Below are 21,373 nucleotides of genomic sequence, written 5' to 3'. Positions count from 1 at the left end.
GTTTCTTCCATTCTCACGTGAGCGAGGCGACATGGTGTCTTCCACTTCCGACGTCGAGGACGGCGGTCTCGGCGATTTCGGATACAAGGAATCTCTCGACCGCAGTCTGGGCAAGTTCGCGAGTTTCGCGGCCGGCGTCAGCTACATCTCGATCCTGACCGGCACGTTCCAGCTGTTCTACTTCGGATTCGGGTCCGCGGGCCCGGCTTATCTGTGGTCCTGGCCCATCGTCTTCGTCGGGCAGATGGCCGTGGCGCTGTGTTTCATGGAACTCGCGGCCAAGTATCCGGTGGCGGGCTCGGTCTACAACTGGGCGAAGCTGCTCGGCAGCCGCATCGTCGGATGGTCGTCGGGGTGGCTCATGCTCACCGCGTCGATCGTCACGTTGTCGGCGGTGGTGCTCGCCCTGCAGGTGAACCTGCCTCGGTTGTGGTCCGGCTTCCAGCTCATCGGGGACGGCACGGGGGAGTACGACTACGCCACCAATGCCGTCGTTCTCGGCACCATCATGATCGCGTTCACGACTCTGGTGAACGCCGCGGGCATCCGGTTGATGGCGCGGATCAACAGTGCCGGCGTCTTCATCGAACTCGTCGCGGCCGTGCTCATCGCCGTGATCCTGGCGTTCAACATTCAGCGCGGCCCGGAGATCTTCTTCTCCACCAACGGGTACGGAACCGAGGAGAGTGCCGGGTACCTGGGCGCGTTCCTCGTGGCGTCGCTGGCGTCGGGCTACGTGATGTACGGCTTCGACACGGCGAGCTCGCTCGGTGAGGAGACCGTCGAACCGCGGCGTACCGCCCCCAAGGCGATCCTGCGGGCCATCCTCGCGTCGTTCGTCATCGGCGGCGCCATCCTCGTGTTCGCCGTCATGGCGGCGCCGGATCTGAACGATCCCGAGCTGGGCACGCCGCAGGGTGGACTGCAGTCCATCGTCACCTCGGTGCTGTCCGGACCCCTGGGAACGGTGTTCCTGATCTGCATCCTGGTGGCCGTCACGGTGTGCTCGCTCGCGGTGCACACGGCGGCGATCCGCCTCACCTTCGCGATGGCGCGCGACAACGCGCTGCCGTTCGGCGAGCGGCTGGCCACCGTGCATCCGAAGTACCAGACGCCCGTGGTGCCCGCCGTCGTGATCGGTCTGCTCTCGATCCTGATCCTGGTGATCAACGTGGGGCAGCCCAAGATCTTCACGGTGCTCACGTCGATCGCGATCATCATGATCTACCTGGCGTATCTGATGGTCACGGGACCGCTCTTGAAGAAGCGACTGAAGGGCGAGTGGCCGCCGAAGGACCTGAAGGAGGGTGGCTACTTCACGATGGGTCGCTGGGGTCTGCCCGTCAACATCTTTGCGGTCGTGTGGGGCGCCGGTATGGCGCTGAATCTGGCGTGGCCGCGCGAAGCCGTCTACGGGACACCCTGGTACAACACCTGGGGTGCGTTCGTCTACATCGGTGTCATCCTCGGGCTCGGATATCTGTGGTACTTCACCGTCGGTCGCGGACACATCGGTACGTTGACGTCACACGCAGCGACCACCACAGCGGGTACGGCGGAAGGCGAGAAGGTATGACGGACGCGATCTTCGACTACGTCATCGCGGGCGGTGGAACAGCGGGATGTGTTCTCGCCGCACGCCTCAGCGAGGATCCCACCGTGACCGTGTGTCTGGTCGAGGCGGGACCCACGGACGTCGGGAACGACGACATTCTGGTGCTCGACCGGTGGATGCATCTGCTCGACTCCGGCTACGACTGGGACTATCCCGTCGAGCCGCAGGAACGCGGCAACAGCTTCATGCGCCACGCGCGGGCGAAGGTGTTGGGCGGCTGCTCGTCTCACAACTCGTGCATCGCGTTCCATCCACCGGCCGGGATCCTGGACGACTGGGAGGCCATGGGCGCCACGGGCTGGAACGCCGAGTCGATCCTCCCGTACGTCTCGCGCGTCACCGGACCGGTGACGCTGCGGGACGTTCCGCCACTCGATCCGTGTGGTGCCGCCGTCCTCGAGTCCGCGGCCGGCGTGGGACTGCCGACCGTGCAGTTCAATCGCGGTGAGACGGTGCTCAACGGGGCCGGCTGGTTCCAGATCAACTCGTCCGACGACGGGTTGCGCATGTCCACCTCGCACGCGTACCTGCATCCGATCATGGCGACGCGCCCCAATCTCGAGGTCCGCACGGGTTGCTGGGTCAGCGAGATCGTCATCGACGACTCGCTCACGGCCACCGGAGTGCGGTATCAGCGTCCTGATCTGACGGGGCACGACGTCGTCTCCGCACGCCGTGAGGTCATCGTCACCGCGGGTGCGATCGACACTCCGAAACTGTTGATGCTGTCGGGAATCGGGCCCTCGGTGCACCTGCGCGAGATGGGGATTCCGGTGCGTGTCGACTCGGCGGGCGTCGGCGCGAACCTCGACGACCACGTCGAGGGCCTGGTGTTCTGGGAGGCGTCGAAGCCGATGGTCACCACGTCGTCGCAGTGGTGGGAGATCGGCCTGTTCGCCACGACCGAGGACGATCTGACGTATCCGGACGTGATGATGCACTACGGCAGCGTGCCGTTCGACATGAACACCCTGCGCTGGGGCTACCCCACCACGGACAACGGCTTCTGCCTGACTCCCAATGTGACACAGGGCCGTTCACGCGGAACCGTCCGACTGCGCTCACGCGATTTCCGTGATCGCGCCAAGGTCGATCCGCGGTACTTCACCGACAGCGAGGGGCACGACGACCGCGTGATGCTCGCGGGTCTCAAGCTCGCTCGACGCATCGCCGACCAGCCGCAGCTGAAGGACTGGATCGCCCGCGAGTTGGCGCCGGGGCCGGACGCCGTCACCGACGACGATCTCCTCGACTACGTGCATCGCACTCACAACACCGTGTATCACCCGGCCGGCACCGCGAAGATGGGTGCCGCGTCGGATCCGATGGCGGTGCTCGATCCCGAATTGCGCGTCAAGGGCGTGCACAATCTGCGGGTGGTCGATGCGTCGGCGATGCCGAAGCTGCCGGCGGTGAACCCGAACATCACGGTGATGACGATGGCGGAACGGTGTGCCGACCTCGTCACCGGCTGACACGCTCGCAGAATTCCTCGCCGGTCACTCGCCGTTCGACTCGCTGACCAGAAGCGATCTCGCCGATCTGGCGGCGACGGCGTCCACCGCCGAGTACGCGGCGGGCGACGTCGTGGTCGGACCGGGTGTCGACGACATCGACGCGGTGTGGGTGGTGTGGTCCGGCAGCGTCGACCTGCTGCACCCCGACGACGTCGACGGCGCCGCGCCGCTCGACACGATCGAGCCGGGTGGGCTGTTCGGCTTCTCGGCCATGCTCGTCGGTCTGCGCACGACCTTCACGGCGACGGCGGCGCGGCCGTCGGTCGTCGTGCGCCTGCCGGGTCCGTCCGTGCGACCGGTGTTCGCGAGCCCCGCGGGCGTGACGTACCTGGCTCGCACGATCGCGCAGTCCTTCGGCGGCCGGTCCATCGCCTCACCGAGTCCCGACGGCGCCGGTCTGTCGGCGGCGCCCGGCGGCACCGCGGCCGCCCTCGTGCGTCGTGCGGCGGCGACCGTGGACGCCGACACCTCGATCCGCGACGCGGTCTGCCTGATGACGGAGCGCGGGTCGTCGTGCGTGGTGATCCCGACGACGCGGGGCCGGTACGGCATCTTCACCGATCGAGACCTGCGGACGCGGGTGGTCGCCGCCGGTGTGCCGGTGGACACACGGATCGGATCCGTCATGACAGTGCCCGCGGCCGTGGTGGACGCGGACCGGACGCCCACCGGCGTCCTGCTCGAGATGCTCGAGCTCGGCGTGCAACACATGCCGGTCGTCGATGTCCGGGGCGGTCTGGTCGGTGTCCTCGAGAGCGCCGATCTGCTGGCCAACTCGACCACCCGCAGCTTCTCGTTGCGTCGGCACGTCGAGGCAGCCGAGTCCACCGACGCGTTGATCGGGGTGAGTGCGGGTCTGCGTCCGCTGATCGTCGACCTGTGGCGCACCGGGACCACCGCGGGGGCCGCGTCCGGGATCCTGTCCGTGGTGGTGGACGCCCTCGTCCGTCGTGCCGTGGAGCTGGCGATCGCGGCATCGCCGACCCCGCTGCGCGGCCGAGATCTCGCGTGGTTGTCGCTGGGAAGCGTCGGACGACGGGAGGCGATGCCGTCGTCCGACGTCGACAGCGCGTTGTCGTGGAGGGACGGCCTCGCCGGCCGAGAGGAGGCGCTCCGCGGCCTTGCCCGCGCCGTGCACCGCACGCTCGACGCCTGTGGACTGCCCGCCGACACCAACAACGCGATCGCGTCCAGCCCCCGCTTCGCCCGATCGGCCTCCGCGTGGCGCGCCGCCGCGAGCGGCTGGCTCGACGACCCCCTGGGCGATCGCGGCATCGTCATGTCCTCGCTCCTGGTCGACGGCCGGGTGGTGTGGGGCGATCCCGATCTCCACTCGGTTCCGGACGCGTACCGCGAGATGGCCGTCGAGCATCCCGAGGCACTGCGGCTCCAGCTCCGCGATGCGCTGGCCACCCGAGCACGGGTGCGGTCGGTGCGGGACGTGCTCGCGCGGCGCGGCACGACGGTGGATCTCAAGTCGCACGCGGTGTCGCCGATCGTGAACCTGGCGCGGTGGGGCGGTATGAGTGTCGGCGTCGCCTGCGCGTCGACACCCGCCCGGCTGACCGCGGCGGCGGGCAACGGATTGCTGTCGGAACCGGACTCACGCGTGCTCGTCGACGTGTTCGAGCGGCTGCAGCACCTGCGTTTCGGCCATCAGGTGAACTGCCTGAGCGACGGACGCACCCCGACGGACGTCGTGGCCCTCGGTGAGCTGACACCCCTCGAGCGCAGCATGGTGATGGACGCGATCCGGGAGATCGCGTCGGTCCAGCGCAGGGTGGGCCACGTGGCGTCCACCGTCGGTGTCCCCGTGCCCCGCGCGGTGCGCGACCGCTGACACCCGGTGCCGGATAGAATCGGACACCATCATGGCTTCTTCCGAGATCTCCGTGTCCGACACGTCCGGCACCGACGACGGCGACGACGCGGGGAGAGCGGTGACGCGCGGTACCGCGGTGCAGTCGGTCGACCGCGCTCTCGAGGTCCTCGAGATCGTCGCTCGACTCGGGACGGCCGGTGTCACGGCCATCGCCGACGAACTCGGGGTGCACAAGTCCACCGTCTCGCGGCTGCTGGGGGTGTTGGACGCCCGCGGCTTCGTGGAGCAGGTGGGTGAACGGGGCAAGTACCGGCTGGGGTTCACCATCGTCCGCCTCGCCGGGTCCGCGACGGCCGAACGCGACCTCGCGAAGGCAGCGCAGGGCATCTGCGACATGTTGGCCGAGAAGGTGGGGGAGACCACCAACCTCGCGGTGCTCGACGAGGACCGCGCCGTGAACATCGTCAAGGCTCGGTCCGAGTCCGAGGTCGCGCTGCGTACGTGGGTGGGCCAGGGCAGCCCGGTCCACGCCACGTCGAGCGGGAAGATTCTCCTCAGCGGATTGTCGCGGGACGAGGTACGTCGGCGCCTCCCGTCCCGGTTGGACTCCTTCACGGAGACCACGGTGACCTCGTCGACCGCGCTGGAGCAGGAGCTCGAGGCGGTGCGCTCGCGGGGCTGGGCCTCAGTGCGTGAGGAACTCGAGATCGGTCTGAACGCGGTGTCCGCGCCCGTGCGTGACCACACCGGGGACGTCGTGGCTGCGCTCAGCGTCTCGGGTCCGGCCTACCGGCTCGAACCGGACGACTTCGCGTCCGTCGCGGCGGACGCGATGAGTGCGGCCCTCGAGATCAGCCGCAAGCTGGGATACGGCGGCGACTGACACCGTGACTTCTCACAGTCTCGGGGGTGAGTGTTACGAATGGAAACATACTTCAGGTATGGTTATGGAGTCCTTGACCTGATCGCCGATAGTTTCCTCGGCAGTTGGCGGTGTTGCGGTATGACCGGTCTCCATCCGCGCGGCGTGCTCGACGCACCGCCGTCGTCGGCGCTCCAGAGCGGTATCGTCGCCGCGATCGACGCGGTGGCGCGGCGGAACCCGTCGAGTCTCGCGCTGGTCTCACCCGCCGACTCGATCACCTACGGCGAGCTCGCCGTGGCCGCCAGAAACCGCGGAGCCGCGCTGCGCCGTGCCCACGCCGGCGACCGCGTCCCGCTCGCCGTACTCGCCGACGGCTCGGTCGACGCGGTCACCTCCGTCCTGGCCGTCCTCGCCTCCGGACATCCCCTGTTCGCCGTCGACGCCGAACTTCCCGACGTGCTCCGCGCGCACGCCTGCGCGGCCGTCGGTGCCGTACCGGCCGCGTCGGTGACGTTCGATGCTCGTCGCGACGCCGTCGTGGATCACGAGGGTGTCTGGTGGGAGTCGACCGCCTGGGATCAGGGTCTCACCGAAGCCGGCCGGCCCACCGCACTCGACACCTGGCGGCCCGCCCTCGTCGCGCTCGGTCCGGGCACGACCGGACGCGTCACCGTCACGCACGAGGAGTTGGCCGCGTCGGTGTCCGATCTCGCCGTCCGTGCGGGTCTCGCGCCGGGCACTCTCTTCGACCTGTCCCACCCGTCGGCCTCGGTCGCGGGTCTCGTCGGACTTCTGGCCGGTCTGGTCACCGGCTGCACCGTCAGCGCGCCCGGACGGGGATTTCCCGCGGCGGTGTGACGCCCGGGCCTCCGGTGCGATGCACGTCCGCGTCCCTCGGGGCACACTGTGGCGGTGACCGACGCCGCAGATCAGCCTGCACACCCGACCGTCGAGCACTCTCGGCTCGCCGAATCGCCCGGAGCACAGAGCGCCTGGCGTACCTGGGGCCCGTATCTCGCGGGCCGTCAGTGGGGCACCGTGCGCGAGGACTACTCCGAGGACGGCAACGCCTGGGAGTCCTTCCCCTTCGACCACGCCCGCTCGCGCGCCTACCGATGGGGCGAGGACGGCCTCGGGGGCATCTGCGACCGCTTCGGCTTCCTCAATTTCTCGGTGGCCCTGTGGAACCGGCGCGATCCGATCCTCAAGGAGCGGCTGTTCGGACTCACCAACGGTGAGGGCAATCACGGCGAGGACGCCAAGGAGTACTGGTGGGCGCTCGACGGAACGCCCACCCACAGCTGGATGACGTGGCTCTACCGCTACCCGCAGGCCGAGTACCCCTACGAGGGGCTGCGTGAGGCGAGCCGCGCGCGCACACGCATGGACCGCGAGTTCGAACTGGCCGACACCGGGGTGCTGGACGAGAACCGGTTCTTCGACGTGGTCGTCACCTACGCCAAGGCGTCGCCGGACGACGTGTGCATCGTCGTCGACGTCACCAATCACGGGCCCGAGGCCGCATCGGTCGACGTGGTGCCGCATCTGTGGTTGCGCAACACGTGGTCCTGGGGGCGCGACGATCGCACCGCCTCCATCGTCGACGTCACGGCGGACGCGCTTCCCGGTGACATGGCCGTGGTGCGTGCGGAGCACGGTTTTCTCGGCCGGTACCACCTCGCCGCTCAGGGTGATGCGCGAGTGCTGTTCTGCGACAACGAGACCAATGCGGTGGAGCTGTTCGGCGCCGCGGAGAACCTCTCGGCCTGGACGAAGGACGGCATCGGGCGGCGCATCGTCGAGGGCGACGAGTCGGCCGTCAATCCGGACGGCACGGGGACGAAGAGTGCGTTCTGGTATTCGCTCGACGACGTGGCGCCCGGCGAGACCCGCAGCATCCGTCTCCGGTTGAGCACCGCGGTGCCGGACTCGTTCACGTTCGGCCCCGGCTTCGACGCGGTCCTCGCCGACCGACGGTACGAGGCGGACCAGTTCTACGACCACGTCATCGGCCCGGATCTGTCCGCGGCCGACCGCCACGTCGCACGGCGCGCCTACGCCGGCCTGCTGTGGTGCAAACAGCTCTACCGCTACGACGTACGCGAGTGGGCGCAGGGTGATCCGGTGGGAGCGTCGGCGCCGCAGTCGCGACTCGACGCGACCGCCCGCAACCATGCCTGGTCGCACTTCTCGCTCGCGGACGTCGTCTCCATGCCGGACGAGTGGGAGTACCCGTGGTTCGCCGCATGGGATCTCGCCTTCCACACCATCCCGCTGGCGCACGTCGACCCGGACTTCGCCAAGGAACAGCTCGTGCTCATGTGTCGCGAGTGGGCGATGCACCCCAACGGTCAACTGCCCGCGTACGAGTGGGAGTTCGGAGACGTCAACCCGCCGGTCCACGCGTGGGCGGTGTGGCAGGTCTACCGCATCGACGGACACCGCGACCGTGAGTTCCTGGTCCGGGTGTTCACCAAGCTGCTGTTGAACTTCTCGTGGTGGGTCAACCGCAAGGACGCGGGCGGCTCCAACATCTTCGAGGGCGGCTTCCTCGGGATGGACAACATCGGGATGTTCAACCGCTCGGAGCCACTGCCTCCCGGTTTCCGACTCGAGCAGTCCGACGCGACCAGTTGGATGGCGTTCTACTGCCAGCAGATGTTCAAGATCGCGATCGAACTGGCACGCCACGACTCCGCCTGGGACGACGTCGCGACGAAGTTCTTCGCGCATTTCCTGTCCATCGCGGAGGCCGTGGGATCCTTCGGGTCGGCGCAGATGTCGCTGTGGCACGAGGAGGACGGATTCTTCTACGACGTCCTCGCCCCACCGCACGGTGACGCGGTGCCGCTGCGGGTGCGCTCGATGGTGGGCCTCCTGCCGATCCTGGGGGCCACCGAGATCCCGTCGTGGGTGCCGAAGGAGTGTCCGGACCTGACGTCTCGCTTGCGGTGGTTGCAGCACCGGAGACCGGATCTGGTGTCCCCGATGATGTCGCGCAACGACAACGGGACCTGGCGCATGCTCCTCGCCCTCGTCGATCCCGATCGGCTGCGGCGCATCCTCGAGCGCATGTTCGACAGCGACGAGTTCCTGTCGTCCTTCGGTATCCGGTCGCTGTCCGCGTCCTACCGCGACGGCGTCACGATGGAGGTCGAGGGCCGATCACTGTCCATCGAGTACGAGCCGGGGGAGTCCCGCACGTCGATGTTCGGCGGGAACTCGAACTGGCGTGGTCCGGTGTGGTTCCCCGTCAACGTGCTGCTCGCCGACAAGCTCCGCGCCTATGGTCGCTACTTCGGCGACACGTTCACCATCGAGATCCCCACCGGGTCCGGCGTGCAGCGCACCCTGGTCGAGGCCGCCGAGATCATCGAGAACGGCCTCGCGGACCTGTTCCGCGTGCGCGGATCCGGTCGGCCGTCGGACGGCGATCGCATCGAGTCCTCGGACGATCCGCTGTGGTCGGAGCATCCGACCTTCAGCGAGTACTTCGACGGGGACACCGGAGAGGGGCTCGGCGCCAGCCATCAGACCGGCTGGACCGCGCTGGTCGCGCATCTTCTCAATCCCAGAGTGCCGCAACCGCCGACGCCGCCGGGTTAACGTGGCGGCATGAAGATTCGCGGAGCTGTCCTGGAAGAGATCGGCCGTTCGCGGCCGTTCGCGGAGTCGCGTCCCCTGACGGTGTCCGAGCTCGAGCTCGATCCTCCCGGCGAAGGGGAGATCCTCGTACGCATCGAGGCGGCGGGGCTGTGCCACTCCGATCTGTCGGTGGTCGACGGCAACCGCGTGCGCCCCGTCCCGATGCTGCTGGGGCACGAGGCCGCGGGCATCGTCGAGGGCGTCGGCCCGGGGGTCGATCTCGCGCTCGGCACGCGCGTGGTGATGACCTTCCTGCCTCGATGCGGTGAGTGCTCGGGGTGCCGGTCGAACGGGCGCACACCGTGCATTCCCGGCAGCGCGGCCAACAACGCCGGCACTCTGCTCGGCGGAGACGTGCGGCTGCGCCGCGACGGCGTCGAGATCAAGCACCATCTCGGGGTGTCCGGTTTCGCGACGCACACGGTGGTGGACCGGCGGTCGGTGGTGCCCGTGGGTGACGACGTCCCGCCGGCCGTCGCCGCGGTGCTCGGGTGCGCGGTGCTCACCGGCGGCGGCGCACTGCTGAACGCCGCGTCCCCCACCGAGGGCGACACCATCATGGTGGTGGGGCTCGGCGGAGTGGGCATGGCCGCGGTGCTCACCGCGGCCTCGCTCGGACTGGGCGACGTCATCGGGGTCGATTCGATGCCGGAGAAGCTGGAGACGGCCCGCGAGTTGGGCGCCACGTCCGTGTACACCCCGCAGGAACTGGCCGAGTCCGGCGTGCGTGCCCAGATCGTCGTGGAGGCCGCCGGCAACGCGCGCGCCTTCGAGACCGCTCTCGCTGCCACTGCTCCGGGCGGCACCACCGTGACAGTGGGCCTGCCGTCGCCGGACGCCCGAGCGTCGATCTCGCCCCTCACGCTCGTGGCCGAGGCGCGGACCATCGTCGGGAGCTACCTCGGGTCCGCCGTTCCCGAACGGGACATTCCGACCTACGAGCAGATGTGGCGCGAGGGCCGCTTCCCGGTGGAGAAACTGGTGTCCTCACGCATCACGCTCGACGGGATCAACCGGGCGATGGACGAACTGGCGGACGGCAAGGCGATTCGTCAGGTCATCGAGTTCGACCACTAGGCTGTCCCCGACGGTTCCAGGTGAGGGGTGAACAGGTGACAGAGGCGATACGTGTCGGAGTACTCGGCGCGGCCGGCAAGGTCGGCCAGGCGGTGTGCGAGGCCGTCGAGGCCGCGGCCGACACGGAGCTCGTCGCTCGCGTGGACAAGGACGACCGGCTCGAGACGTTCGCTGAGAACGGCGCGCAGGTCGTGGTCGACTTCACCCATCCCAGTGTCGTCATGGACAACCTGCAGTACCTGATCGGCGCCGGGATCCATGCCGTCGTGGGCACCACCGGGTTCGACGACGAGCGACTCGATCAGGTGCGGTCCTGGCTCGCGGACTCGCCCGCGACCGGAGTGCTCATCGCTCCCAACTTCGCCATCGGCGCCGTGCTGTCGATGGCGTTCGCGCAGCAGGCGGCACGCTTCTTCGACTCGGTCGAGGTGATCGAGCTGCACCACCCGAACAAGGCGGACGCGCCGTCCGGCACCGCGTACCGCACGGCGGCGCTCATCGCGGACGCGCGGCGCGCGGCGGGAGTGGGCCCGAGTCCCGACGCGACCACCACCGAACTCGACGGTGCGCGCGGCGCCGACGTCGACGGAGTGCGTGTGCACTCCGTGCGCCTCGCCGGTCTGGTGGCGCACCAGGAGGTGCTCCTGGGAACGCAGGGCGAGACTCTCACCATCCGGCACGACTCGATCGACCGCACCTCCTTCACTCCCGGTGTGCTGCTGGGCGTCCGGTCCATCGCGGCGCGGCCCGGGTTGACGTTGGGCATCGAACCGCTGATGGATCTGTGATGAGCAGCGGGAAGTCCGGAGGACGGTCGGAGTGAGCAAGTATTCGCGGGTGGTCGCGATCATCGCCGTGATGGTGTTGGTTCTCGGCGTCTACTTCGTCATCCTGGGCGGGCGGGGGATCGACTTCATCCAGCTCGGCGGTCCGGTGAACATCGGGCTGGGTATCGGTGTGCTGATCCTTCCGCTGCTGGGCCTGTGGATCGTGGCGGCGACGCTGCGGGCGGGTTTTCGGCACCAGCACCTGGCCCGTCGGATCCACGACGAGAACCTCGAGCTGGACGTCGACGACCTTCCGCGCATGCCGTCGGGGCGCATCGAGCGCGGCGCGGCGGATTCGCTCTTCGCGGACGTCAAGGCGGAGTACGAGAAGTCGCCCGACGACTGGCGCACGAACTACCGTCTCGCCCGTGCGTACGACTACGCGGGCGATCGCGGGCGCGCACGCGAGATCATGCGGCGCGCCGTGGAACTCGAGCGCACCGAGAGCGCGTGACCGTCCTGCTGGTGGTGCACCACACGGTGTCGCCGCCCATGGCGGAGATGCTCGAGGCGGTGCTGGCCGGGGCGCGGGATCCCGACATCGAGGGTGTCGACGTCCGGGTGCGCCCGGCCCTGAGTGCCACGATCGCCGACGTGGTCGACGCGGACGGCATCCTCCTCGGCACTCCCGCGAACTTCGGGTACATGTCCGGTGCTCTCAAGCATTTCCTCGACACGGTGTACTACCCGACGCTCGGGTCGATGAACGGAAAGCCCTGGGGCGCCTGGGTGTACGGCAACAACGACACTGCGGGCGCGGTGCGCGCACTGACGAGCATCGTGAGCGGATGGGGCCTCGAGCCGGCCGCGGTGCCCGTCGAGGTGACCGGGTTCGACGCCGCTGCGCGGGAACGGCTCGTCGAACTCGGTGGCACGGTGGCCGCGACGATCATGCCTGCCTGATCACTCCGGAAGGGTCAGCGGGGATGCGGGATCCGGCGCGCTCTCGACGAACGCCGGCGGGTTCGCCGTGTCGAACGTGGTGGGCAGGGTCGCGCACGTCGCGCCGGGCTCCGGGAAAGTGTTCGGATTCAGGCGCAGTGCCGAGACGAAACGGTCGATGCGCTCGTCGTCGCTGCTCTCCACTGCCAGGCGATGCCCCCACGACTGCAGCGAGATCCGGCGATCCATGCCCGGATACGGCGACATCATCAGGTACGGCTCGCCCTCCACCCGCGCGGCCAGCGCTGCGATCTCGCCGTCGTCGAGCGCTGCGGGGTCGTATGCGATCCACACGGCACCGTGTTCGAGGGAGTGCACCATGTTCTCGGTGCGCACGGCCTCCGGATAGACCACGCCGGTGCACGTCGCCCACGCGTTGTCGTGTCGACCACCCATCGGCGGTGTAAAGGCGTACGCCACACGGTAGTTCGGCAGTACGTGGTAGGCGGGCGGGTAGTCGACCACCTCGATGCCGTCGAGCGCGAGAGAGGGGTCGGGATTGTCGGCGGTGGGCACCCACGCGTCGGCCGTCGGACGTCCCTCGACGGCCCTGCCGCAGCCCCCGGCGAGGAGGGCGGCCGACAGGATCAGGGGAACGAGCGCCGACCGATGCATGATTCGAGAGTATCCGTCCGGCCGCACCGTCCTGCTCGTCAGCCGTTCCGCACCACCGCGACGACGAAGACGCGTCGGAACGGGAAGAAGGTGGTCCCGTCGGATCGTGCCGGGTAGGCCTCGGCCAACAACGGAGCGAGGTCGTCGCGGAACTCGTCCCGACCCTTCTCGTCGAGGAGGTCGAAGATCGGGGTGAGAGCGGTGCCGGAGACCCAGTCGAGAACGGGCCGGGCACCACGGAGTTGCTGGACGTACGTGGTCTCCCAGGCGTCCACGGCGCAACCCCGGGCGGCCAGCAGGTCGGCGTACTGCTCGGGATCGTCCACGGCGTTCGCGTGCCGCAGCTCGAGAGTGGGAAGTCGCGGTGCCCAGGCGTCCGATGTCGCGAGGTCCCGGATGATGCGGTGCGACGGTGCATCGAAATTGCCGGGCATCTGGACGGCGATCACGGCACCGTCCGGCAACTGGCCGGGCCAGCGCGCCAGCAGTTCCCGGTGTTCGGGCACCCACTGCAGAGTCGCGTTGGAGACGACGACGTCGGTGTCGGAGGACGGCACCCAGTCCCGCACGTCGAGCACGGTGGCGTCCAGACCGGCAGCGCGCGCGGCCGCGACCATGTCCGGCGAGTTGTCCGACGCCTCGACGGCGGCGTCCGGCCAGCGGTGCGCGAGCAACGCCGTCGCATTGCCCGGGCCGCAGCCGAGATCGGCGACGCGCCGGGGACTCCCGACAGAGATGCGTGCGAGCAGTTCGCGGAACGGACGGGTGCGCTCGTCGGCGAAGGTGAGGTAGTCGGACGGGCTCCACATGATGGCTCCTTCGACGGGCCGGCAAACAGTACGCTTGTACTGTTACGCACGTTACGCCGGAGTGAGCAGTACTGTCCACCGGCGCTACGGTCGCTGGACACGTGAGGGTGAGGAGGCTGCCGGTGCCGCACACGAGTGCGCCGCGATCAGGTGTGGCGTTGCTCGTCGTCGCCGCCGTGCTGTGGGGGACCGGCGGTGTTCTCGGAACCGCGCTGGGTCGCTCCGCGGACCTCCCGTCCACCGCGGTCGCCGCGTACCGGCTCGGCCTCGGCGGGCTGATGCTCCTCGCGGTCGTGGCCGCGACCGGGGGCGTCCTGCCGCGCGGCCGACCTGTGTGGCGTCGCATCGCCGTCATCGGAACACTCGCCGCGGTCTTCCAGGGTGCCTACTTCGCGGCCACCATCACGGCGGGCGTGGCGGCCGCGACCCTGGTGACCATCGGGTCGGCTCCCGTGGTGGTCGTCCTCGTGGAGTCGCTGACGGCACGTCGCCGCCCGGCGGGTGCCGTCGTGCGGACCGTCGTCGTCGGTGTCGCGGGGCTCGGGCTGCTCGTCGGTTCCCCGGCCGACGGCGATCTGCGGTCCACCGTCGTGGGCGGCGCTCTGGCGGTGGTGTCGGGCAGTGCGTTCGCGACGATGACCCTCGTCGGTCGTCGACATGCCGCGCAGGGCGACGACACCGTCGTCACCGGATGGTCGTTCGTGCTGGGCGGGGCGCTGCTCGCGGTGGCAGCGACAGCCACGGACCGCACGGCGCTGCTCCCGGTCGTGTCGGTGACGAGCATTCTCCTCGTGCTCAGCTTCGCCCTCGTCCCGACGGCTGTGGCCTACAGCGCGTACTTCCGCGGACTGCGGACCGCGGCGGCGTCGACGGCGGCGGTCGTCGCACTCCTCGAACCTCTCACCGGTACCGTCCTGGCAGTGATCCTGCTGGACGAACGACTCACGGCGGTGGGCGCCGTCGGTGCGGTGCTGCTCCTGGTGTCCGTCGTCGACGCCGGAGTGACCCACGCCCGGACGAACGCGGGCGGTGCCCATGCGTGAGCTGTCCGCGGCGGCAGCGCGTCGCACGGCCGTCGCGGCCCAGGGCTTCGGTCGAGCGCGGTCCGGTGCGGTCTCCGGCAGGCGCGCGGTGGCGGGTGTGGTGCGCTCGACGAAGTTGCTGCAGATCGATTCGGTGTCCGCGGCGGTGCGGGCGCACTACGCGCCGGTGTTCAGTCGTGTCGGCCCCTACGACCGTCAGGCGCTGGACGATGCGGCGTGGACCGACACGGCGCGATCGCCGCGCCTGCTCGTCGAGTACTGGGCGCACGAGGCGGCATTCCTGCCCGTCGCCGACTGGCCGCTGATGCGGTGGCGGATGGATCAGTACGAGCACGGTCGGTGGGGCGGCGCCGCGAGGGTCGCTGCGCGCAGTCCCGGACTGGTGGAGGACGTGCTCGACGCGATCCGCGACCAGGGGCCCGTCACCGCGCGAGAGCTCGAAGTTCTGTTGGATCGCCGGAGACCCGGCCCCAAGGGGCCGTGGTGGGACCACAGTGACGTCAAGGTGGTGTGCGAACAGCTCTTCGCCGGCGGCGTGTTGTCGGTACCGCGGCGGGAACGGTTCACGAGGCTGTACGACCTCGCCGAGCGCGTGCTGCCCCCGGACGTCGTGTCGCGACGGGTGGACGAGGTGGACGCGGTGCGTCAGCTCGTCGAGAAGTCGGCCGAGGCGATGGGGGTCGCCACGGCGGCCGACCTGCGCGATCACTACCGGCTGTCGGCGGCCCAGACCACTCGGGCCGTGGCCGACCTGGTGGACGCGGGCGTGCTGGTGCCCGTGACCGTGACCGGGTGGCGGGATCAGGCCTTCCTGCATCGAGACACCCGGGTACCGCGGTCGGTCGAGGCGGCCGCACTGCTGTGCCCGTTCGACCCGCTGATCTTCGGGCGTCCGCGCACCGAGCGTCTCTTCGACTTCCACTACCGCATCGAGATCTACACGCCCGAGCCGAAGCGGACGTACGGGTACTACGTCTTCCCGTTCCTGCTGCACGACGAGCTCGTGGCCCGCGTCGACATCCGGGTCGATCGCTCCGCCGGAGTGCTCACGGTGCCCGGTGCGTTCACCGAGCCCTCCGTCGACGCCCGCGGCCGCCGTGGCGAGGTGGCGGCGGCGCTGGCCGCGTCGGTGACGGAGATGGCGCGATGGCTGGACGTGGCCGACGTCGTGGTCGGTGACCGTGGTGATCTCGCGGCCGACCTGGGCCGCGAGGTACGCGCCGTCTCTCGATGACTCCGCCACCCCATAGTCTGTGTCGAATGTCCCAGCGTCCAGTGTCAGAGCATCGAGCCGGTGCCCCGTTGTCCGTTCAGCTCGTGGCCGCGACGTCCTTCACCCCTCCGTCGGAGGTGCCGTGGGAGACCGACGCCGACGGCGGTCAGGCGTTGGTCGAGTTCGCCGGCCGGGCCTGCTACCAGAGCTGGTCGAAGCCCAATCCGCGCACCGCGACCAACGCCGGGTATCTCAACCATCTACTGGCCGTGGGGAACTGGTCGGTGTTCGAGCACGCGTCCGCGAGTTTCTACATCACCGGCATCTCACGATCCTGCAGTCACGAGTTGATCCGGCACCGCCACTTCTCCTTCTCTCAGCTCTCCCAGCGTTCGGTGTCCGAACGCGACGCGCTGATGGTCGTGCCTCCAGCTCTCGAGTCCGACGCGACGTTGCGTGAGTTGTTCCAGAATGCGACCGACTCGTCCCGTGCCGCGTACGACGCGTTGCTGTCCGCACTCGAAGCGGAGACCGGTGCGGACTCGCCTGCGGTCGTCGCCGGGAAGCAGGCGCGGCAGGCCGCGCGCTCGGTGCTCCCGAACGCCGTGGAGACGCGCCTGGTGATGACCGGGAACTACCGGTCGTGGCGGCATTTCGTCACCATGCGGGCCTCCGAGCACGCGGATCTCGAGATCCGACGGCTCGCGGTGGCCTGCCTGCGGCGCCTCGTCGAGGTCGCACCCGACGTCTTCGCCGACTTCGAGATCGAGACACTGGCCGACGGAACGGAAGTCGCCAGGAGTTCGTACGCGGGGGAATAGGCGGCGCGGGTCGTGGGGGTCCGGCGGCCGGACGGGGACCGGGTAACCTTCCTGACCATGACCATCGGTGACACCGCGAGGACTGTCGACGCTGCGGGGACTGTCGACACTGCGGCACGAGTGCAGACGAGCAGCACGCCCTCGCCGTTCGGTGCCGTCTCCGTCGCGATGGTGACACCGTTCACTCCGGACGGTGCTCTCGACATCGACGCCTCCGTCGCACTGGCCGCGCATCTGGTCTCGAGCGGGTGCGACAGCCTCGTGATCTCGGGAACGACGGGCGAGTCGCCGACCACGACGGATCGCGAGAAGGCCGACCTGCTGCGCGCCGTGGTCGCTGCCGTCGGAGATCGCGCTCGCATCGTCGCCGGCGCCGGTACCAACGACACCGCGCACAGCATCGAACTCGCTCGTGCCGCCGCCGACGCCGGGGCACACGGACTGCTCGTCGTCACCCCGTACTACTCGCGCCCGCCGCAGGCCGGCCTGTACGCCCACTTCGTCGCCGTGGCCGACGCGACCGATCTGCCCGTCATGCTGTACGACATCCCGCCCCGCTCGGTGGTGCCGATCGAGACGGAGACGTTGCGTCGCCTCGCCGATCATCCGCGCATCCTCGCCGTGAAGGACGCGAAGGGCGACCTCGCCGCGGGAGCCGAACTCATCGCCTCGACCGGTCTCGAGTACTTCTCGGGCGACGACCCGCTCAACCTGCCCTGGCTGTCCGTCGGGGCCGTCGGCTTCGTCAGCGTCATCGGGCACCTCGTGCCCGGCAAGCTCCGGGATCTCCACTCCGCCTGGGCCGCGGGCGACATCGCCGCAGCGCAGGCCATCAACGTCGGTCTGCTCCCGATCGTGCGGTCGTTCGCCCGACTCGGCGGCGTCACGGGCTCCAAGGCGGGCCTTCGTCTTCTCGGCATCGACGTGGGGGAGCCCCGTCTGCCGCAAGTTCCACCGTCCACCGATCAGATCGATGCTCTGGCAGCCGATCTTCACCGTGCAGGAGTTCTTTGATGACTCGACCGCCCAGGCGGCGCAGTGCCACCCGTAGTGCCGGACCGCCCGCGGAACTTCCTCCGCAGGAACAGCAGCCCGCTCCTCCCGCACCGAAGGCCGAGGCCGCGCCCGTGCAGGACGCCCCCGCGGCGCAGGCGCCGGCGAAAGCCGCTCCCGTGAAGGACGCGCCGACCGGCCGCGACCGCCAGTCGGGCGGCTCGCGATCGTCGAACGGCAACTCGGGCTCGGGTGGGGGCCGCGGTCCTCGGTCGCGTCCCGCGCGCACCCCGCAGAACTCCGCTGCCATCCAGCGACCCGATGCGCGCACGGTCGTGGACAAGACGCAGCGACTCGGAGCGCCGCCCAAGGCACCGAAGAACGGTCTCCGCGTCGTCGCCCTCGGCGGCATCGGCGAGATCGGCCGCAACATGACGGTCTTCGAGCACAAGGGCAAGCTGCTCATCGTCGACTGCGGTGTGCTCTTCCCCGAGGACGCACAGCCCGGTGTCGACCTGATCCTCCCGGACTTCCGTCACATCGAGAACCGGATGGACGACGTGGTCGCCCTGGTGCTCACCCACGGTCACGAGGACCACATCGGTGCCGTGCCGTTCCTGCTGCGCCTGCGCCCGGACATCCCGGTCATCGGCTCCAAGTTCACGTTGGCGCTGCTGGCGGCGAAGTGCCGTGAGCACCGCCAGAAGCCGAAGCTCGTCGAGGTGCGCGAGGGCGAGAGCACGAACCATGGACCGTTCGAGCTCGAGTACTTCGCGGTCAACCACTCGATCCCCGACGCGCTCGCCGTCGCCATCCGTACCGATGCCGGTGTCGCGCTGCACACCGGCGACATCAAGCTCGACCAGCTGCCGCTCGACGGCCGCTTGACCGATCTCGGCGGGTTCTCGCGACTCGGCGACGAGGGTGTCGACCTCTTCCTGGTGGACTCCACCAACGCCGAGGTGCCCGGATTCGTCACGCCCGAGCGTGAGATCGGCGGTGTCCTGGACACGGTCATCGGCAAGGCCAGGAACCGCGTGATCGTCGCGTCGTTCGCGAGCCACGTGCACCGCATCCAGCAGGTCATCGACGTCGCACACCGCTACAACCGCAAGGTCGCCTTCGTCGGGCGGTCGATGGTGCGCAACATGGCCATCGCCCAGGAGCTCGGGTACCTGACGGTGCCCTCGGGTGTCGAGGTCGACATGGACACCGCGACGAAGCTCGCGGACGACAAGCTGGTCCTGGTCTCCACCGGCTCGCAGGGCGAGCCGCTCTCCGCGCTGTCCCGGATGGCGCGGGGTGAGCATCGTCAGATCAACATCCGTGCCGACGACCTGGTCGTCCTCGCGTCGTCGCTGATCCCCGGCAACGAGAACTCCGTGTTCGCCGTCGTCAACGGGCTCGCGAAGCGTGGCGCCAAGGTGGTCACGCAGCAGAGCGCCAAGGTGCACGTCTCCGGCCACGCGTCGGCCGGCGAGCTGCTGTACCTCTACAACGCGGTCCGTCCCACCAACGCGATGCCCGTGCACGGCGAGTGGCGGCACCTGCGCGCCAATGCCGCTCTCGCGGTGTCGACGGGTGTGCCGGAGGAGCGCGTGGTGCTGGCCGAGGACGGCGTCGTCGTGGACATGGTCGACGGCCTCGCCGAGATCGTCGGCCAGGTGCCGGTGGGCCACGTGTACGTCGACGGCCTGTCCGTCGGCGACGTGGGCGACTCGACGTTGTCCGACCGCCTCGTCCTCGGTGAGGGCGGCTTCATCGCCATCACCATGGCCGTGGACACCACCACCGGCAAGTCCGTCGGCACTCCCGAGGTCTCGGGTCGCGGCTTCTCCGACGATCCCGCGGCACTGAAGGAAGCGGCGCAGCTGGTCGAGGCGGAGTTGGTGCGTCTCGCCGGCGAGGGTGTGCGGGACACGCACCGCATCGCGCAGTCCGTCCGCCGCATCGTCGGTCGCTGGGTGGCGGACAAGTACCGCCGCAAGCCGATGATCGTGCCGACCGTGCTCGAGGTCACGCCGAGCTGACACGGTCGCACTCGACAGGCCGGCCCCGGGGACACCCCGGCGCCGGCCTGTCGTGTCTCTCGCCCCGTCGTCGGCCCGCTAGGCGAGCAGGTTGTACAGACCGACGAGGCCCAGCAGGACGATGCAGGCACGCAGCACCCGCGGTGACAGACGCCGGCCGTACCGTGCTCCCACCGCGCCGCCGATCAGGGAGCTGACGGCGATGAGACCGGCTGCCGCCCAACTGATCCGGTCGAAGGCGAAGATGATGAACGATGCCGCCGCCACGACGTTGACCACGAGCGACAACAGATTCTTGGCCGCGTTCATGCGCTGGATGTTCTCCGGCAGCAACGCTCCCATGACGCCCATCAGCAGAATGCCCTGGGCCGCGGTGAAGTAGCCGCCGTAGACACCCACGGCGAACGTCCCGATCACCAGCAGCACGAAGCGTCCGCGGCCGATCCCGGCGGCGGTGTCCGGCTCGGAGCGCTTCTGGGCCCAGGCCTGGATGCGGGGGCCGGTGACCACCAGGACCAGCGCCAGGATCAGCAGCACCGGAACCACGGCGGTGAAGGTCTTCTCGGGCAGGTGCTGCAGGAGCCAGGCACCGAGCACGCCGCCGAGCAGCGATCCGGGGAGCTGCCAGCGCAACCGCGACCACTGGCCGCGTAGTTCGCGTCGGTAGCCCCATGCGCCGGAGGCGCTGCCTGCCACCAGTCCGATCGCATTGCTCATGGTCGCCGTGACGGGTGGGTAACCGAAGGCTATGAGAGTGGGGAACGTGATGAGCGTTCCTGACCCGACGACGGCGTTGATGCCACCGGCGGCGAACCCCGCGAGCAGCACGAGGACTATTTCGGAGACGGGCACACCGGCGACCGTACGACACGGCTAGATTCGTGTGTCATGAGCCTTGCGCACGACGAACGTCTGGAACTGGCCGACACGATGGCGAAGGTCGGTCCGGACGCTCCCACCCTCTGCGGTGACTGGACCGTCCGGGATCTCGCGGCGCATCTGGTGATCCGCGAACGCCGCCTCGATGCGGCTCCGGGCATCTTCCTGCCGCCGCTGGCGGGGTACACGCGCCGCGTGCAGGACTCGGTCGCCGCGGGGGAGTGGGTGGGCCTCGTCGACGACGTGCGCACGGGACCTCCGGTGTGGTCGCCGTACAAGCTCCTCGACGCGCAGATCAACCTCGGGGAGATGTTCGTCCACCACGAGGACGTCCGGCGGGCCGACGGATCCGCACCGACTCCGCGAGAACTGAGCGCCGAGATGCAGACCGCCCTGTGGGGTCTGCTGGGTCTGCTCGGCCGTGTCGCCTACAGGGGAGCCCCCGTGGCCGTGGACGTGGAGACCCCGGACGGTCGTCGGCGCACGTTCGGGAAGAAGTCGGCCTCGCGCCGGGTGGCGCTGCGCGGGGAGCCGTCGGAGCTGGTGCTGCACGCGTTCGGCCGCGATGCGGTGGTGCTGGAGTTCGACGGCGACCAAGCGGACGTCGCCGCGGTGAAGGGCCTCGACCGCGGCGTGTGACAGCGGTCGAGCTGTTACTGG

19 protein-coding genes are annotated in these 21,373 nt (G+C 69.3%); 16 read left to right on the top strand and 3 right to left on the bottom strand.

Features of this window, described 5'->3' with window-relative positions; translation table 11 throughout:
• Window positions 1-31: 31 nt before the first annotated feature.
• The 10 genes from QRN16_RS06220 (at window position 32) to QRN16_RS06175 (ending at window position 12,271) form a co-directional block, all read left to right on the top strand.
• The gene (locus tag QRN16_RS06220) at window positions 32-1,576 is read left to right on the top strand and encodes an APC family permease (protein ID WP_027505096.1); all 1,545 of its coding nucleotides are present in this window, start codon (window positions 32-34) and stop codon (window positions 1,574-1,576) included.
• Window positions 1,573-3,090, top strand: coding sequence for a GMC family oxidoreductase (locus tag QRN16_RS06215; RefSeq protein ID WP_027505097.1), 1,518 nt, complete (start codon window positions 1,573-1,575; stop codon window positions 3,088-3,090). The genes QRN16_RS06220 and QRN16_RS06215 overlap by 4 nt, the downstream gene beginning before the upstream one ends.
• Window positions 3,068-4,972 (top strand): DUF294 nucleotidyltransferase-like domain-containing protein, encoded by a 1,905-nt coding sequence (locus QRN16_RS06210; RefSeq protein ID WP_285185080.1) that lies wholly within the window; start codon window positions 3,068-3,070, stop codon window positions 4,970-4,972. The genes QRN16_RS06215 and QRN16_RS06210 overlap by 23 nt, the downstream gene beginning before the upstream one ends.
• 31 nt (window positions 4,973-5,003) lie before the next feature.
• Window positions 5,004-5,837: an IclR family transcriptional regulator gene (locus tag QRN16_RS06205; protein ID WP_037185313.1), complete on the top strand. Its 834-nt coding sequence runs from the start codon at window positions 5,004-5,006 to the stop codon at window positions 5,835-5,837.
• Window positions 5,838-5,957: 120 nt separating this feature from the next.
• Window positions 5,958-6,677, top strand: coding sequence for an AMP-binding protein (locus tag QRN16_RS06200; protein WP_285185079.1), 720 nt, complete (start codon window positions 5,958-5,960; stop codon window positions 6,675-6,677).
• A 54-nt stretch (window positions 6,678-6,731) separates the two neighbouring features.
• The gene (locus QRN16_RS06195; protein WP_027505101.1) at window positions 6,732-9,425 is read left to right on the top strand and encodes an MGH1-like glycoside hydrolase domain-containing protein; all 2,694 of its coding nucleotides are present in this window, start codon (window positions 6,732-6,734) and stop codon (window positions 9,423-9,425) included.
• A gap of 9 nt (window positions 9,426-9,434) precedes the next feature.
• Window positions 9,435-10,541 (top strand): zinc-binding dehydrogenase, encoded by a 1,107-nt coding sequence (locus QRN16_RS06190; RefSeq protein ID WP_056444936.1) that lies wholly within the window; start codon window positions 9,435-9,437, stop codon window positions 10,539-10,541.
• Window positions 10,542-10,576: 35 nt separating this feature from the next.
• Window positions 10,577-11,329: a 4-hydroxy-tetrahydrodipicolinate reductase gene (dapB, locus tag QRN16_RS06185; RefSeq protein WP_027505103.1), complete on the top strand. Its 753-nt coding sequence runs from the start codon at window positions 10,577-10,579 to the stop codon at window positions 11,327-11,329.
• Window positions 11,330-11,399: 70 nt separating this feature from the next.
• Window positions 11,400-11,822: a hypothetical protein gene (locus QRN16_RS06180; protein ID WP_197027766.1), complete on the top strand. Its 423-nt coding sequence runs from the start codon at window positions 11,400-11,402 to the stop codon at window positions 11,820-11,822.
• The gene (locus QRN16_RS06175) at window positions 11,819-12,271 is read left to right on the top strand and encodes a flavodoxin family protein (protein ID WP_285185078.1); all 453 of its coding nucleotides are present in this window, start codon (window positions 11,819-11,821) and stop codon (window positions 12,269-12,271) included. Before QRN16_RS06180 ends, QRN16_RS06175 begins: the two co-directional genes overlap by 4 nt.
• On the opposite strand, the gene QRN16_RS06170 is transcribed toward QRN16_RS06175, so the two are convergent.
• The gene (locus QRN16_RS06170) at window positions 12,272-12,925 is read right to left on the bottom strand and encodes a thioredoxin-like domain-containing protein (protein WP_285185077.1); all 654 of its coding nucleotides are present in this window, start codon (window positions 12,923-12,925) and stop codon (window positions 12,272-12,274) included.
• Window positions 12,926-12,963: 38 nt separating this feature from the next.
• Window positions 12,964-13,734 (bottom strand): trans-aconitate 2-methyltransferase, encoded by a 771-nt coding sequence (locus QRN16_RS06165; protein ID WP_056444928.1) that lies wholly within the window; start codon window positions 13,732-13,734, stop codon window positions 12,964-12,966.
• A gap of 122 nt (window positions 13,735-13,856) precedes the next feature.
• Here QRN16_RS06165 and QRN16_RS06160 point away from each other — a divergent pair, with 122 nt between their 5' ends.
• The 5 genes from QRN16_RS06160 to QRN16_RS06140 are packed head-to-tail and all read left to right on the top strand — an operon-like array spanning window position 13,857 to window position 19,834.
• On the top strand, window positions 13,857-14,777 hold the full coding sequence (locus tag QRN16_RS06160) for a DMT family transporter (protein ID WP_222649176.1): 921 nt from the start codon (window positions 13,857-13,859) through the stop codon (window positions 14,775-14,777).
• A complete protein-coding gene (locus QRN16_RS06155; protein WP_285185076.1) occupies window positions 14,770-16,011 on the top strand; it encodes a winged helix-turn-helix domain-containing protein in 1,242 nt (413 codons plus the stop codon). Before QRN16_RS06160 ends, QRN16_RS06155 begins: the two co-directional genes overlap by 8 nt.
• 26 nt (window positions 16,012-16,037) lie before the next feature.
• Complete coding sequence (gene thyX / locus QRN16_RS06150) at window positions 16,038-16,811, top strand: FAD-dependent thymidylate synthase (protein WP_222630876.1); 774 nt, start codon at window positions 16,038-16,040, stop codon at window positions 16,809-16,811.
• Window positions 16,812-16,868: 57 nt separating this feature from the next.
• A complete protein-coding gene (dapA, locus tag QRN16_RS06145; protein ID WP_285185075.1) occupies window positions 16,869-17,825 on the top strand; it encodes a 4-hydroxy-tetrahydrodipicolinate synthase in 957 nt (318 codons plus the stop codon).
• The gene (locus QRN16_RS06140) at window positions 17,825-19,834 is read left to right on the top strand and encodes a ribonuclease J (protein WP_285185074.1); all 2,010 of its coding nucleotides are present in this window, start codon (window positions 17,825-17,827) and stop codon (window positions 19,832-19,834) included. The genes dapA and QRN16_RS06140 overlap by 1 nt, the downstream gene beginning before the upstream one ends.
• A gap of 78 nt (window positions 19,835-19,912) precedes the next feature.
• Here QRN16_RS06140 and QRN16_RS06135 read toward each other — a convergent pair whose 3' ends face one another.
• Window positions 19,913-20,686, bottom strand: coding sequence for a sulfite exporter TauE/SafE family protein (locus QRN16_RS06135; RefSeq protein WP_056444919.1), 774 nt, complete (start codon window positions 20,684-20,686; stop codon window positions 19,913-19,915).
• A 36-nt stretch (window positions 20,687-20,722) separates the two neighbouring features.
• Here QRN16_RS06135 and QRN16_RS06130 point away from each other — a divergent pair, with 36 nt between their 5' ends.
• Window positions 20,723-21,352, top strand: coding sequence for a TIGR03085 family metal-binding protein (locus QRN16_RS06130; RefSeq protein ID WP_056444917.1), 630 nt, complete (start codon window positions 20,723-20,725; stop codon window positions 21,350-21,352).
• Window positions 21,353-21,373 lie beyond the last annotated feature (21 nt).

This window comes from Rhodococcus sp. MEB041 (assembly GCF_030208955.1).
Lineage (GTDB): Bacteria > Actinomycetota > Actinomycetes > Mycobacteriales > Mycobacteriaceae > Rhodococcoides.
Note: the sequence above shows the minus strand (reverse complement) of the source record. Positions and strands in the feature narration are given on the sequence as shown.

What these genes read in the sequence shown, in the direction of transcription:
- thyX (WP_222630876.1), top strand. Translation starts at nt 16,038, where the DNA reads ATGTCCCAGCGTCCAGTGTCAGAGCATCGAGCCGGTGCCCCGTTGTCC.
- QRN16_RS06190 (WP_056444936.1), top strand. Translation starts at nt 9,435, where the DNA reads ATGAAGATTCGCGGAGCTGTCCTGGAAGAGATCGGCCGTTCGCGGCCG.
- QRN16_RS06205 (WP_037185313.1), top strand. Translation starts at nt 5,004, where the DNA reads ATGGCTTCTTCCGAGATCTCCGTGTCCGACACGTCCGGCACCGACGAC.
- QRN16_RS06155 (WP_285185076.1), top strand. Translation starts at nt 14,770, where the DNA reads ATGCGTGAGCTGTCCGCGGCGGCAGCGCGTCGCACGGCCGTCGCGGCC.
- dapA (WP_285185075.1), top strand. Translation starts at nt 16,869, where the DNA reads ATGACCATCGGTGACACCGCGAGGACTGTCGACGCTGCGGGGACTGTC.
- QRN16_RS06220 (WP_027505096.1), top strand. Translation starts at nt 32, where the DNA reads ATGGTGTCTTCCACTTCCGACGTCGAGGACGGCGGTCTCGGCGATTTC.
- QRN16_RS06140 (WP_285185074.1), top strand. Translation starts at nt 17,825, where the DNA reads ATGACTCGACCGCCCAGGCGGCGCAGTGCCACCCGTAGTGCCGGACCG.
- QRN16_RS06180 (WP_197027766.1), top strand. Translation starts at nt 11,400, where the DNA reads ATGGTGTTGGTTCTCGGCGTCTACTTCGTCATCCTGGGCGGGCGGGGG.
- QRN16_RS06165 (WP_056444928.1), bottom strand. Translation starts at nt 13,734, where the DNA reads ATGTGGAGCCCGTCCGACTACCTCACCTTCGCCGACGAGCGCACCCGT.
- QRN16_RS06215 (WP_027505097.1), top strand. Translation starts at nt 1,573, where the DNA reads ATGACGGACGCGATCTTCGACTACGTCATCGCGGGCGGTGGAACAGCG.
- QRN16_RS06130 (WP_056444917.1), top strand. Translation starts at nt 20,723, where the DNA reads ATGAGCCTTGCGCACGACGAACGTCTGGAACTGGCCGACACGATGGCG.
- QRN16_RS06200 (WP_285185079.1), top strand. Translation starts at nt 5,958, where the DNA reads ATGACCGGTCTCCATCCGCGCGGCGTGCTCGACGCACCGCCGTCGTCG.
- QRN16_RS06170 (WP_285185077.1), bottom strand. Translation starts at nt 12,925, where the DNA reads ATGCATCGGTCGGCGCTCGTTCCCCTGATCCTGTCGGCCGCCCTCCTC.